This is a genomic window from Sporichthyaceae bacterium (assembly GCA_036269075.1).
Lineage (GTDB): Bacteria > Actinomycetota > Actinomycetes > Sporichthyales > Sporichthyaceae > DASQPJ01.
Genome location: DATASX010000083.1, coordinates 1 through 12,908 on the forward strand (window position 1 = coordinate 1; position 12,908 = coordinate 12,908).

General features: G+C 68.4%; 13 protein-coding genes. 10 read left to right on the forward strand and 3 right to left on the reverse strand.

Translation table 11 applies throughout. The annotated features are described in order from the left end of the window. From VHU88_14795 to VHU88_14835, 9 genes are all read left to right on the forward strand, one after another. Positions 1 to 388: hypothetical protein (locus VHU88_14795; protein ID HEX3612951.1), on the forward strand; the 388-nt coding region annotated here is incomplete at its 5' end. Next, positions 385 to 1,110, forward strand: coding sequence for an ABC transporter ATP-binding protein (locus VHU88_14800; protein HEX3612952.1), 726 nt, complete (start codon positions 385 to 387; stop codon positions 1,108 to 1,110). The genes VHU88_14795 and VHU88_14800, both read left to right, overlap by 4 nt. Positions 1,111 to 1,145: 35 nt before the next feature. Beyond that, positions 1,146 to 2,402 carry an ABC transporter permease gene (locus tag VHU88_14805; protein HEX3612953.1) on the forward strand — a complete coding sequence of 419 codons (1,257 nt, stop codon included), beginning with the start codon at positions 1,146 to 1,148 and terminating at the stop codon, positions 2,400 to 2,402. Positions 2,403 to 2,419: 17 nt separating this feature from the next. Next, on the forward strand, positions 2,420 to 3,277 hold the full coding sequence (locus tag VHU88_14810) for a hypothetical protein (GenBank protein ID HEX3612954.1): 858 nt from the start codon (positions 2,420 to 2,422) through the stop codon (positions 3,275 to 3,277). Between the two features lie 179 nt (positions 3,278 to 3,456). Continuing rightward, positions 3,457 to 5,067, forward strand: coding sequence for an HlyD family efflux transporter periplasmic adaptor subunit (locus tag VHU88_14815; GenBank protein HEX3612955.1), 1,611 nt, complete (start codon positions 3,457 to 3,459; stop codon positions 5,065 to 5,067). 20 nt (positions 5,068 to 5,087) lie between these two features. Further along, a complete protein-coding gene (locus tag VHU88_14820; protein ID HEX3612956.1) occupies positions 5,088 to 5,825 on the forward strand; it encodes an ABC transporter ATP-binding protein in 738 nt (245 codons plus the stop codon). 73 nt (positions 5,826 to 5,898) lie between these two features. Beyond that, positions 5,899 to 7,194: an ABC transporter permease gene (locus tag VHU88_14825; protein ID HEX3612957.1), complete on the forward strand. Its 1,296-nt coding sequence runs from the start codon at positions 5,899 to 5,901 to the stop codon at positions 7,192 to 7,194. Between the two features lie 163 nt (positions 7,195 to 7,357). Next, positions 7,358 to 8,239, forward strand: coding sequence for a DUF5666 domain-containing protein (locus VHU88_14830; protein HEX3612958.1), 882 nt, complete (start codon positions 7,358 to 7,360; stop codon positions 8,237 to 8,239). 73 nt (positions 8,240 to 8,312) lie between these two features. Next, entirely contained in the window at positions 8,313 to 9,380 is a 1,068-nt protein-coding gene (locus VHU88_14835; protein HEX3612959.1) for a DNA-binding response regulator, read from the forward strand. A gap of 64 nt (positions 9,381 to 9,444) precedes the next feature. Here the strand turns inward: VHU88_14835 and VHU88_14840 are convergent, their stop codons facing one another. After that, a complete protein-coding gene (locus VHU88_14840; GenBank protein HEX3612960.1) occupies positions 9,445 to 9,615 on the reverse strand; it encodes a hypothetical protein in 171 nt (56 codons plus the stop codon). A 266-nt stretch (positions 9,616 to 9,881) separates the two neighbouring features. Here VHU88_14840 and VHU88_14845 point away from each other — a divergent pair, with 266 nt between their 5' ends. Then, positions 9,882 to 10,559, forward strand: a complete 678-nt coding sequence (locus tag VHU88_14845) for an isoprenylcysteine carboxylmethyltransferase family protein (protein ID HEX3612961.1) — start codon at positions 9,882 to 9,884, stop codon at positions 10,557 to 10,559. Positions 10,560 to 10,611: 52 nt separating this feature from the next. Here VHU88_14845 and VHU88_14850 read toward each other — a convergent pair whose 3' ends face one another. Together VHU88_14850 and VHU88_14855 are read right to left on the reverse strand one after the other, a co-directional pair. After that, the gene (locus VHU88_14850; GenBank protein ID HEX3612962.1) at positions 10,612 to 11,832 is read right to left on the reverse strand and encodes an ABC transporter permease; all 1,221 of its coding nucleotides are present in this window, start codon (positions 11,830 to 11,832) and stop codon (positions 10,612 to 10,614) included. Beyond that, positions 11,829 to 12,749 (reverse strand): ATP-binding cassette domain-containing protein, encoded by a 921-nt coding sequence (locus VHU88_14855; protein HEX3612963.1) that lies wholly within the window; start codon positions 12,747 to 12,749, stop codon positions 11,829 to 11,831. Before VHU88_14855 ends, VHU88_14850 begins: the two co-directional genes overlap by 4 nt. Between the last annotated feature and the right edge of the window lie 159 nt (positions 12,750 to 12,908).

The window sequence follows — 12,908 nt, forward strand, 5'->3', positions numbered from 1 at the left end:
CGTCGGGCAGCAGGACCTGCAGGAAACCGTCATCAACAACGTCGTGGAGTACAACGTCAAGATCGACCTCGCCGGCAACGCCGCCGAGGAGAAATTGGGCCAGAGCTCATCTGTGGTAATTACGACCGCGGAGAAGGACAATGTGCTTGAAGTGCCCAACAACGCCATCCGTCAGGCGGGCAACCAGGCCGTCGTCACCGTAAAGCGCGGTAAGGATTACGTCACGGTGCCGGTAACCCCGGGGCTCGTCGGCGACACCAGTACAGAGGTGACCTCTCCGATGCTCAAGCCCGGCGACATCATCGTACTGCCCACCGCGGGCGCCAAGGGCGGCCGGCTGAACCTGCCCGGACGCGGCAAGAGCTCCACCAAGGGCTCCCTGCAATGACCCGCGGCCAGCGTGGACCCGCGATCAACCTCGAGCGGGTCCGGAAGACCTACGGCGAGGGCGAGGCTGTCGTCCATGCCTTGGAGTACGTCGACCTGACGATCTGGCACGGCGAATACGTGGCAATCATGGGAGCTTCCGGATCCGGCAAGTCGACTCTGATGAACATCGTCGGCTGCCTGGATGCACCCACTGCGGGGCGTTACTACCTCGACGGATTGGATGTTCGAACACTCGACGAGCATCAGCTCTCGGTGATCAGAAATCAGCGCATCGGATTCATCTTCCAGAGTTTCAACTTGATCCCGCGGACCACAGCATTGAGCAATGTTGAACTGCCTTTGGTCTATTCGGGAATGGATCGCAAGGAACGGCGAGAACGGGCCACCGAGGCGTTGGACAAGGTCGGCCTCGCCGACCGGCGCGGGCACCTGCCCTCGCAGTTGTCCGGCGGCCAGCAGCAGCGCGTGGCCGTGGCCCGCGCGATCGTGACCGACCCGGTCCTGCTCCTGGCCGACGAGCCCACCGGCGCGCTGGACTCGCACAGCACGGCGGATGTCCTGGACCTGTTCGACCAACTGGCCGCCGGCGGCCGCACGATCATGGTCATCACCCACGAGCACGACGTCGGCAAACGCGCCCAACGCCTCGTGGTCATGCGCGACGGCCGGATCCTCTCCGACACCCCCAACCGACACATGATCGGGGCAGGCGCGCTGTGAGAATCCGGGAGAGCACGCGATTCGCCCTGGCGGGCGTGGCCGCGAACAAGATGCGCTCGGTGCTGACCATGCTCGGCATCGTCATCGGCATCGCTTCGGTCATCACCCTGGTCGCCGTCGGCACCGGTTCGCAGAAGGCCGTACAGGCCTCGATCAACCGGTTGGGCAGCAACACCCTGTTCGTCCTGCCGAACCAGACCGGCGGCGGCGGCAAGGGCAGCGCGCTCCAGAACTCCATCCGGCGCCTGCTGGGCATCAAGCCCCCGCCGGTCAACGAGACCAACACCCACAAGGCCGCGCTGACCTACGACGACGTCGCCGCGCTGAACAACCACGCCGCGGTGCCGGACGCGATCGGCGTCGCCCCCGGCAACATCCTGCAGTCGATCCCGGTCACCTACCACAATTCGTCGCACACGATCTCGATCCTGCTGGGCAGCACGCCCGAGTTCATCTCCATCGACAACACCATGGTCACCGTCGGGCGGAACTTCACCGACGCCGAGTACACCGCGCACCAACGGGTGTGCACGATCGGCGTCTCGGTCGCCTCGGACCTCACCGACTCCGACCCCGCGTCGATGGTGGGCAAGAGCGTCCGCATCAACGGGCAGCCGTTCCTGGTCACCGGTCTGCTCGGGCCCAAGGGCTACAGCGGACAGCAGGACCTCGACGACCGCGTGATCTGCGCCGGGACGGCTGTGGCCGATGCGTTGTACGGCTACGCGCCACCGGGCCAGGGTCCGCTGAACGGCATCGCGGTCGAGGCGGCCTCTGCCAAGCAGGTGCCCGCGGCCCAGCAGGAGGTCACCCTGCTGCTCGGCCAGCGCCACCACGTCACGTTGGCCGACAGCGACTTCATCGTGTTCAGCGCCTCGTCGGTTCTGGCCGCGTCCCAGTCGTCGAGCCACACACTCTCGATCCTGCTCGCCGCGGTCGCCGGCATCTCCCTGTTGGTCGGCGGAATCGGCGTCATGAACATCATGCTCGTCTCGGTCACCGAGCGGACCCGGGAGATCGGTATCCGCAAGGCGATCGGCGCCGACCGCAACGACATCATCGGCCAATTCCTCGGCGAGGCCGTGATTCTGAGCATGCTCGGAGGTGTGATCGGCGTCGGCGTGGGGTACTGCAGCTCGCAGTTCAAGATCGCCGGCACCGTCCCGCACATCGCCCCCTACTCGGTCTACCTGGCCCTCGGGGTGTCCCTCTTCACCGGCTTGTTCTTCGGTCTGTACCCGGCCAGCCGCGCCGCGGCCCTCCGGCCCATCGACGCACTGCGTTATGAGTGATTGAGGCGAAAGGTCCCATGGACAACGATCCCGACTTCAGCTGGCGACCGCTCGACGCGCCCGGTGAGCAGCCGGCTGCGCAGGAGCCGGAGCCGATCCCGATGCCGACTCAGCAGGAGGCACCGGCACCGACACCCTCGCCGGAGCCTGTCGCCGAGGCCGAGAGTCAGCCGCCCGAACCCACGCTGACACCCGCTCAGTCCTACGGCGCGCAGCCGTTGGTGCCCGCTCCGTCGCCTCCGCCGCCGGCCGACGACTACGACGACTTCGAGGCCGACGACGTGCCGCCGCCGAAGGGTCGCGGCCCGGCCTCGAGCCGGTACCTCGGGGTGGCGATCCTGGTCGCCGTCGCGTTCGTGACCGGTGTGCTCGCCCAGAAGCACCACGACGCCGGGTTCTCCCCGCCGGCCAAGGGTCTCGCGGCCCTGGCCGGTGCGAGCGGTGCCGGCGCCGGTGGGCACGCCGGTGGTGCTGCGGGCGCGGGAGCGGCCGCAGCAGGCGGCGGCTCGAGCGCGGCCGGTGGAGAGGGCGGTGGCGGTCGCACGCCGGCCCTGACCGGCACGCTGGTCAAGGTCAGCGGCAGCGACGTCGTCGTGAAGGACGCCGGCGGCACTGACCACGTCATCCACACGACCGACCGCACCCGGGTCTCGCGCCAGATGAACCTGGCCGACCTCGCGGACGGCTCGACGGTCTCGGTCTTCGGAACCCCCGACCAGGCCGGTGGGCTCAACGCGACCTCGGTCACCCAGCAGAACTCCTCGGCCAGTCGGCTGGGCAACGGCGGCCCGCAGACCAACCCGACCGCCGCCCCGAGCACTTCGGGCAGCAGCGCAGGAAACCCTGGAAATGGGGCGGTCTCGGGCCAAAGCTGACCAGTTTCACAAAATCGGAGGAACAGCAAGCCCGGATAACCAGTTCGGCCTAACCGATTCGCCGGGCCCGCGGGCCGCTCTTAGTGTCACTCATGTTGTCACTGCCGACTCCCGTCGGTGGTGACGGTCGACTTCGCCCCTGTTGGGGCGGCACGAGTGCGACTACGGGGTGGGATTTAATGCGGCCGCAAACTGTCGTCATAAACACCAGCCTGGCCCTGGTTCTTCTTGCCGCGGCCGTGGGCGCGGTGCTGCAGGTGGACGACCCCGGCAAGGCGAAGACCGTGGAGACCACGGCCGTGGTCTCCACGGGTCCGGTCACCACGACCGTCAACGCCGCAGGGAACATCGGCTCCCCCCACACCGTCGGTCTGCCCTTCGCCGGAAACCCCGGCCTGATCAAGGCCATCTATGTGACGGTGGGTCAGACCGTCGAGCCCGGGGAGAAACTGGCCGCCGTCGACGACCGCGAGGCCGAGGACCAACTCGCGCACGCGAAGGCGCAGGTCGCCGCCGCCGAGGCGCAGATCATGGCTGCGAAGGAGGGGGAACGTCCGGCCGAGCGGCAGTTGGACCTGGCGAACATCGCCGCGGCCGCGCAACAGGCGGACAACGCAGAGCACGCCCTGGACCGCGCCAAGTACAAGCGCGGCCAGGACGAAGGCATCGAGGACGGAATTGTCCAGCGCGCCGAGGACGCGTTGGACGCCGCGTTCCACCAGATCACCAACACAACGCAGCAGCAAACCACCGGGATCGTGAACGACAACACCGGGAGTCTGCCGCCTTCGCCCACCCAGGGCACCGACCAGCACCAGGACTCCCAGCAGCGAACCGACAGCGACACCCAGTCCAGCGCGGCCGTCGACCAGGCCCGCACCCAGCTGTCGCAGGCGAAGGCACAGCGCGACTCGCAACTCCTGGCTGACGACCAGGACATCCGCAAGGCCGGTGACGCAGCGTACCTGACGCAGCGTCAGTTGCTGATCGCCCGTGCCCAGGCGGCCGTGAACGCACTGCCGCCCAGGCCCGACAAGCTCGCCACCGCCGAGGCGACACTGGCCGATGCCGAGTCGCAGGTCGCCGAAGCCCAGCTGGCGTTGGACAACACCGTGCTGCGCGCGCCGTTCCAGGGCACCGTGCTGTCCATGGCCGGTGGCGTGGGCGAGACCCCGTTGGCGGCCGAACGCGGCAGCGCGGCCAGTTCCATCATCCCGGCAGGCCCCGGTTCGGCGGAGAACCGCAGCGCGGCCACCCAGTCCGGCTTCGTCGTCCTGGCCGACATGAGCGAGCACTACATCACCGCGCAGGTGAACGAGGCCGACATCGGCAAAGTGCAGAAGGGCCAGGAGGCCGACGTCAACTTCCCTGCCACCGGACAGACCGTCAAGGGCGTCGTCGACTCGATCGAGCAGCAGGAGACGGTCGTCAACAACGTCGTCGAGTACGACGTAGCGGTGAAGTTGACCGACCCGAACCAGCCCCCCCGGCCGGGTCAGAGCGCCACCGTCCAGATCATCACCGCGTCGAAGCCGAGCGTGCTGCGAGTGCCCAACGCCGCGATCATCTCGGCCGGGCCGGGTCAGAACCTGGTCACCGTCCGGCGCGACAAGCAAATCGTGAAGGTGCCCGTCAACGTCGGGCTGGTCGGCGACTCGGCCACCGAGGTCTACGGCAACCTGCTGCACCCAGGCGACGTCGTGGTGCTCCCGGAGTCGGGCGGCAGCGAGTCGATCGGCGGCCAGTCGACGATGCGCACGTCCAACAGTCGAGGCTTGAGTGGCAAATGAACCAAGCCCTCCGACGGCCGGTGAAACAGACCCCCCGACGGCCGGCCATCAGCCTGCAGGCCATCCGTAAGACCTACGGATCCGGCGAGACGGCGGTGCACGCCGTGGCCCGGGTCGACCTGGACATCGCCCGAGGCGACTACGTGGCGATCATGGGCGCGTCGGGCTCCGGCAAGTCCACGCTGATGAACATCGTGGGCTGCCTGGACGCCCCGACCAGCGGGCAATACCTGCTGGACGGCCTGGACGTGCGGGGAATGACGCAGCGTCAGTTGAAGTTGGTGCGCAACCGCAAGATCGGTTTCGTGTTCCAGAGCTTCAACCTGATCCCCCGCACGACCGCGCTCAGCAACGTGGAACTTCCCCTGGTCTACGCCGGCGTGCGGCGCCGCGACCGGCGCATCCGCGCGATCGCGGCGCTGGCGCGCGTGGGCCTGGCCGATCGGCTGTACCACCTGCCCTCGGAGCTGTCCGGTGGACAGCAGCAGCGGGTCGCGGTCGCCCGGGCGTTGGTCACCGACCCGGTCCTGCTGCTCGCCGACGAGCCCACCGGCGCCCTGGACTCGACCAGCACCGCCGAGGTCCTTGATCTGTTCGACGAGTTGTCGGCCGGTGGTCGCACGATCCTGGTCATCACCCACGAACACGACGTCGGTGACCGAGCCCGTCGGGTCGTCCAGATGCGCGACGGGATGATCGTGGGCAACTCCCTCAACCCGCCGCGGCAACGCGGCCCGTTGGTCGAGGAGCTCCGGTGAGCGAGCTTGCGAGCTCATCAATGAGCACAGCACCATCGAGGTTCATCGGCCCGCCGAGCAACGAGGCGGGACGATGAACCTCGGGGAGAGCCTGGGCTTCGCCGTGGCGGGGATCGCGGCCAACAAGATGCGCGCAGCGCTGACGATGCTGGGAATCCTGATCGGTGTCGCCTCGGTGATCACGCTGGTGGCGGTCGGTACCGGCTCGTCCGACAGCGTCGCCGCACAGATCGAGAAACTCGGTGCGAACGATATTTTCGTCGTCCCGCAACAAGCCGGCGGCGCCGGGCAGGGCGCCGGGCCCGCCGCCCAGTTGCGCAAGGCGCTCGGGATCAAACCCCCGCCGGCGAACAGCACGCAGATCCGCGCGGCGAAGCTGACCCAGGCCGATGCCAAGGCGCTGCTCGACCCGGAAGCGGCACCGCACGTGGCGACCGTCGCGCCCGTCGTGATCCTGCAGCGCGTGGCGTCCTCGCACGGGACCTCCTCGCACGTGATCCCGAGCTTCACCGGAAGCACGCCTTCGATCCTCACGGTCAACAACGACACCGTCGTCGCGGGCCGCCCGTTCACCGACGACGACTACGCGCACCGCCGCCGCCTGGTTCTGCTCGGCAAGACCGTCGCCAACAACCTGGCCACCGGCGATCCGCGCCAACTGGTCGGCCAGCAGGTGCTGATCAACGGCAATGCCTTCACGGTGTGCGGAATCCTCAGGCCCAAGGGCTACTCCGGGCAGCAGGACCAGGACGACCGGGCCATCGGCGTCGGGAGCGCCGTGCAGGACGCGCTGTACGGCTACTCGCCACCCGGGATCGGCCCGGTCACCGCGATCGAGGTGTCGACCATCTCCTCGAAGGATGTCGCTGCCGCCCAGGCGGAGATCACCCGGATCATGAACGCCCGCCATCACGTGAACCTGCTGGACGCGGACTTCCTGGTGGTCAGCGCCTCCCAGATCCTCGACGTCTCCTCCTCGTCGAACCACACGTTGACGATCCTGCTCGCCACTGTGGCCGGGATCTCCTTGCTGGTCGGCGGAATCGGCGTCATGAACATCATGCTCGTCTCGGTCACCGAGCGGACCCGGGAGATCGGTATCCGCAAGGCCATCGGCGCCGGCCGTGGCGACATCATCGGTCAGTTCCTCGGCGAGGCCGTGTTCCTGAGCCTGGCCGGTGGCGCGCTCGGCATCTTCGCCGGAGTCGTCGCCTCCCGGTTCACCATCGCCGGGGTGGTTCCGGAGGTCGCGCCGTACTCGATCTACCTGGCGCTGGCGGTCTCCTTGTTCACCGGTCTGGTGTTCGGGTTGTACCCGGCCAGCCGGGCCGCCGACCTGCATCCCATCGAAGCTCTGCGGTACGAGTGATTGAGGCGAGAGGAGCGAGAACAGTGAGCCTAAGAACATTGCGCACGCGAGCGTTCTCGCTCCCGAGCCGATTGAAGCTCGTTGACGCGCGTAGCGCGGAACACGAGTGAGGGACTGTCACATGAACCGCGAGCAGCGACCCGAGCCGGGCAGGAGGCCGCCGATGCCCGGCGCCCCGCCACGCCATCTGGACCTGGCCTGGTCCTCCCCGGCCAGCCCGTGGGAGACGCCGGCGCCGTTGGCCGCCCCGGAGGGCGCGACGGTGCCGGCGCTGGAGTGGGCGGACCCGTGGCCACCGATCCGGTCTGCCAAGGACGTCGAGGACGAGAAGCCGGCCGCGCGGGTCGAGGACGAGCTCGCCGACGACGCCGCGGACGAAGACCCCGACGACGTGCGCGAGGACCAGCGCGAGGACGAGGTCGAGGGCCAGGTCGAGGACGAGCTCGTCGACGACGTCAAGGAAGACGCCGGCGAACTGGCGGACCTGGAGGCGGCAGCGCCGACCGCGGAGACCGACGAGGAAGCGCCGGTCGAGGAAGCGCCGGTCGAGGAAGCCGCAGTCGAGGACGCCGAGGCCGAGGGCTACTACCTCGAGTCGGACTTCGACGACCTGGCCGAGTTGGACGAGATCGCCTTCCCCAGCCCGGGAGTGCCGCGTTCCACATGGTTCCTGGCGATTGCGGCCTTGGTCGCGGTGGCCTTCGGCGGCGGGATCCTCATCCAGAAGCACCACGACGCCCATCTGGTCGACCCGGCGGCGCTCGCGGCCGCACAGCTGCAGCAGGCCTCGGTCGCCGGTGCCGCCGGTCCGACGCTGACCGGGACGGTCGTTGCGGTCAGCCCGACGCAGTTCACCGTCAAGGATGCGCAGGGCAATCAGCACAAGGTCGCGGTCACCGACCAGACCCCGATCATCAAGAAGCTTTCTCTGAAGGACCCGGCCAACGGCTCCGCCCAGGGACTGGTCAACGGCTCGCAGGTGATCGTGCAGGGCACCAGCGACGCCGACGGGACACTGCAAGCGAGCGCGGTGGTGGTGCAATGAGTGAGCGCAGCGAACGAATCGGTGTCATAGCGCACGCCACTTCCGACTCGCACCGACGATCGATGGTGCGCCGATGAGTGAGCGGACATACGACAAAGTGCCGCCGGACCGGCAGCCGGTGCGGGTGCTGGTCGTGCAACCCGATCGACGACTGGCCGATGCCCTGGAACGTGGCCTGGTCGCGCGCGGCGCGGTCGACGTGGCTTTCGACGGAACCTCCGCGCTGGCCAAGGCGTCAGCGCAGGACTACGACGTCGTCGTCCTGGACCAGGACCCCATGCCGGCCGGCGTCAGCCCGCAACGGCTGCGAGCCGTGACCGACGCCCGGATCCTGCTACTGACGACCCGGGCGGCCACCGCCGGCGTCGAGCCGCAGAGCTCCCCCGGTGCCGACGAATACCTCAGCCGCCCCTTCGCCGTCCCGGAGTTGGCCGCGCGCATCACCGCGCTGGCCGGGCGGAGGCTGATCCGCTCGGACGGACACGGGACGAAGTTCCACGGCCGCGCCGGGTCTGCCGACGTCCTGACCTTGCGCCCGATCCGGCTGTTGATCGCGGAGGGAATCGCGCTCTACGCCGGGGCGCTGCACACGATGCTCTCGGCCGAACGGGACATGGAAGTCGTGGCCACCGTGCTCACCGACAGCGACCTGGCCGGCGCCGTACTGCGTACCCGGGCCGACGTCGCGCTGCTCGACCTGGACACCCCGGGCCGCGACGGCCTGGGGTTGGCCCGGCAGCTGCTGCGTGGCGCACCGAACTGCAAGGTGGTCGCGATGACCGGGCTCAATCCCCCGTTGGCGTTGCAGCGAGAGCTGCGGGCGCAGGCGCACGGACTGGTCAACAAGCACTCGGTGTCGGTGGTCCTGCTGGACAGCATCCGTCGGGTCGCCGCCGGAGAGCGATTCGTCGATCCTCGATTCCTGACCGAGCCACCGCGCAGTTCCGTGCACACATTGACATTGCGCGAACTGGAACTGCTCCGCCATGCGGCCAGCGGAAACTCGGTCCGCGAGCTGGCCGAGCAGTTGTCGCTGTCGCAGGGGACCGTGCGGAATTACCTGTCGCGCATCATGACGAAACTCGGCGCCCGCAACCGGATCGAGGCGATCCGGATAGCGCGCGACGCCGGTTGGTTGTGAACCAGCCCAGGCTGCCGCGCCCCTCGCAACGGGAATTGCGGGGCACGGCAGCCGGGTGACGGGCTTACAGCCTGGCGGTGAGCAGCTCGAGCACGATGGTGCTGAGGCTCGCACCCACGTTGAAGACGACCCCGCCGATCTGCTCGACCGCAGAGCCGATACCCGGCAGGACCGCACCGAGAACGGTGCCGACCAGGTTGGTCAGGCCGAGGGCGCCAATGAGAGTTGAGAGCATCGATCTTTCTCCATTCGAGGTATGGGCGGAGGCTACGGATCAGACAGCCGAGCTCTCGGCTCCGAACTCGACCCGCCCGTGTTGTCCTGACATGGACAAAATTGCCGGCGAACGCACCCGGCCAGTAGTGCCATCTGTCACTCATTTGGAGTGACGACCCCAGTCGGTAGCGCGATCGCTCCGGGCGGTGTGCACCCTCGTGAGAATTTCACCGCCAGATGCCGATTCGGCCTGTACCGTGGCTCAGCACGGTCTAACTTGCAGCGGTGGACAACTTGCGCCGTAAGGCTTGGAACGACCTTGTTGCCCGGGTATTCATGACTCGGGCCGTTGTGCTCTTCGTCGCGGCCGGTACTCTCGCCTACCGTGAGGCGTGGGTATTCCTGGCGTTGGGCACTGTTGGCGAGGGCGCAACAAATGCGTACCTCTTGCGCCACGACAAAGAATTGCTGCGCCGCCGGCTGTCGTCAGCCTCGGATGAGGTGACCCCGGTGCAGCGCAAGGTCCAGAAGTTCACTGCCGTGACCTTCTCCGGGACGCTCGTGAGCTCCGGCCTCGACCACCGGTTCCATTGGTCGCACATACCGAGTGCCGTGATCCTCGCCGGGGATCTATTGGTTGTCTGTGGCCTCGTGATCATCTGGGCCGCATTCCGCGCGAACACCTTCGCTTCCGCGATCATCACCGTCGAGGAACGACAGACGGTTGTTGCGGCCGGACCGTACGCCTTGGTCCGACACCCCATGTACACCGGACTCGTCGTGATGATGCTCGGTGTCGGCCCTGCGCTCGGCTCGTGGTGGGGACTGGTGGGAGCGGTCGCGTTCGCCTCGGGGGTCGTCGTCCGCCTGTTGGACGAGGAACGCTTCCTGGCCGGCAATCTGGTCGGCTACACGGACTACCGGGCCAAGGTCCGTCATCGGTTGGCCCCGCTGGTCTGGTGACGACAGCAGTCATCCTGTCGTGCCCGGGGGCCCGGCTGAGGACGAACGGACCTCACACGTCCTCGGTCAGCAGCCGCGCGAAGCCCGCCGCACACGTACCGCCGGCCCACGCGACCACAATCAGCAGACCGGTCCAGCCGCCGCCCGGCTTGGACCAGAACTCCGCCCCGGCCTGAGCCGGCAGCAGCTCGGTGACCGTCGCGCCGATCCCAGCCGGTAGGAAGCCGAGCACCGTCGGGGCCAGGAACAACAGGGCGACCAGCGAGACGATCGCCCCTGCCGTGTGCCGCAGCAGCACACCGAGGCCCATGGCGAGCATCGAAATCAGCACCAGGTACAGGGCAGCTCCCAGCACCGGACGCAGCGTGCCCGGCGCACCGAGGTGCGTCTCAATGTGGTGCTTGGTCCACATCCACTGGGCCAGCTGAAATGCCGTCACCGCGGCGACGAGCGAGGTCGTGCCGACCACGCCGGTCAGCACCACCAACTTGCCCAGGATGAACCGGGCGCGTTGCGGCACAGCCGTCAACGACGACCGGATCATGCCGGTCGCGTACTCGCCGCTGATGAACAGCACGCCGAGGACCCCGAACGCGAGTTGCGCCAGGCCGACGCCTGCCATTGGCGTCACGGCCGGGCTGAACACCTTGTGGGCATCGGGATTGAGCTTGTCCCACTGGGAGTTGATCACTGCGGCAACGATCGCAGCCACGCCGATGATCACCGCGGCGGAGACGAACACAACAATCTTGCTGGACCGCAGCGAGCGGAACTTCGTCCACTCCGAGCGGATCACGCGCAGCTGGGTGACCTTCAGGCCGGGAAGCCCGCCGGCCGCGGCTGACCGCGCGGTCGAGGCCGGACGCGGCTTCTTCGGGCGATCCGTCTGCGTCGCCTGCGCCGGGACCGGACGGAACGGGGCGATCACCCCACCAGTGGCTGCCAACTCCGCCGTGGCAGCCTTCAGGTCACGGGACTGCCGCAGCCGGACGGCAGCCACCGGCAGGAAGCACACGCCCAGCAGGTCGCACGCCAGCCCGTAGATGAACCACCAACTGCTGGTCGGGGCCAGGGCAGTGAGCGCGGTCGCGAACGCGATCAGCGCGCCGCCGTAGAACATCGGCCGCCAGACCGGCCGGCCCCGGCCGATCAACATCTGTGCGCTGATCGCGACGGCCTGTGCGTTGCCGGTCGACGCCGCGCCACCGGGCTTGTTCGCCGGGATCTGGATCGTCACCGCCTGGACCGCGGGCGGCGGGGCCGACCGGCTCATCGTGGACCCCCGACGGGCTCGGCGCTGTACTCGACGGCGGCGGCCGTCAGCGCCATGAACGCCTCCTCCAGCGAGACCTCGGCGACGTTCAACTGGTGGACCACGATCCGGTGCTCGCAGGCGACCGTCCCGATGCGCTCGGCGGAGAGCCCACGCACCGCCAACTCGCCCGGGGCGACCGCCTCGACCGACACCCCGGGACCGACCAGCGCCTCGGCCAGTTCGGTGGCCTGCGGAGAGCGCACCAGCACCCGGCCGTCGGAGGCGCGCGCCGTGAACTCGGCGACCGTGGTGTCCGCGATCAGCTTCCCTCGGCCGATCACGATCAACCGCTGCGCGGTCTGCGCCATCTCGGACATCAGGTGCGAGGACAGGAAGACGGTCCGTCCCTGGGCGGCCAGATCCTGCAGCAGCAGTCGAACCCAGCGGATGCCGTCCGGGTCCAGCCCGTTGATCGGTTCGTCGAGCACCACCGTGCGCGGGTCTCCGAGTAGCGCGACCGCGATCCCGAGGCGCTGTCCCATGCCGAGGGAGAACTTCCCGGCGCGCTTTCCGGCCACGTCGCGAAGGCCGACCTGCTCGATGACCTCGTCGACCCGGCGCCGGCGGACGCCGTTGCTGTGCGCGAGGGCCAACAGGTGATTGAAGGCCGAGCGCGACGAGTGGACCGACCGTGCCTCGAGCAACATCCCGAGTTCGGCCATCGGCGCCTTCGCGTGCCGGTAGTTGCGACCGTTCACCAGGACAGACCCGGACGACGGCGTGTCCAGACCGGCAATCATCCGCATCGTGGTCGACTTGCCCGCGCCGTTGGGTCCGAGGAAACCGGTCACCGTCCCGGCGGGCACGGTGAAGGAAAGGTTCCGCACGGCGACCGTGTCGCCGTACTTTTTCGACAGTCCCCGGACCTCGATCAACCCGCGCTCCATCGCCGCCGGAACATCCGGTACGAACTTAACGCGCAGAATTGGCCCGACTCACGTGATTCCCTCGGCCGACACCCGAACGGACGCGTCCGAGCGGCTCCCCCGGCGGCGTAGCAGATACCCCCGCAACCGGGACGGTCGCGGCGCGCC

Excerpts from the sequence above, each read along its gene's own strand:
- VHU88_14800 (HEX3612952.1), top strand. The coding sequence starts at position 385 with ATGACCCGCGGCCAGCGTGGACCCGCGATCAACCTCGAGCGGGTCCGG.
- VHU88_14830 (HEX3612958.1), top strand. The coding sequence starts at position 7,358 with ATGCCCGGCGCCCCGCCACGCCATCTGGACCTGGCCTGGTCCTCCCCG.
- VHU88_14825 (HEX3612957.1), top strand. The coding sequence starts at position 5,899 with ATGAACCTCGGGGAGAGCCTGGGCTTCGCCGTGGCGGGGATCGCGGCC.
- VHU88_14835 (HEX3612959.1), top strand. The coding sequence starts at position 8,313 with ATGAGTGAGCGGACATACGACAAAGTGCCGCCGGACCGGCAGCCGGTG.
- VHU88_14840 (HEX3612960.1), bottom strand. The coding sequence starts at position 9,615 with ATGCTCTCAACTCTCATTGGCGCCCTCGGCCTGACCAACCTGGTCGGC.
- VHU88_14815 (HEX3612955.1), top strand. The coding sequence starts at position 3,457 with ATGCGGCCGCAAACTGTCGTCATAAACACCAGCCTGGCCCTGGTTCTT.
- VHU88_14810 (HEX3612954.1), top strand. The coding sequence starts at position 2,420 with ATGGACAACGATCCCGACTTCAGCTGGCGACCGCTCGACGCGCCCGGT.
- VHU88_14850 (HEX3612962.1), bottom strand. The coding sequence starts at position 11,832 with ATGAGCCGGTCGGCCCCGCCGCCCGCGGTCCAGGCGGTGACGATCCAG.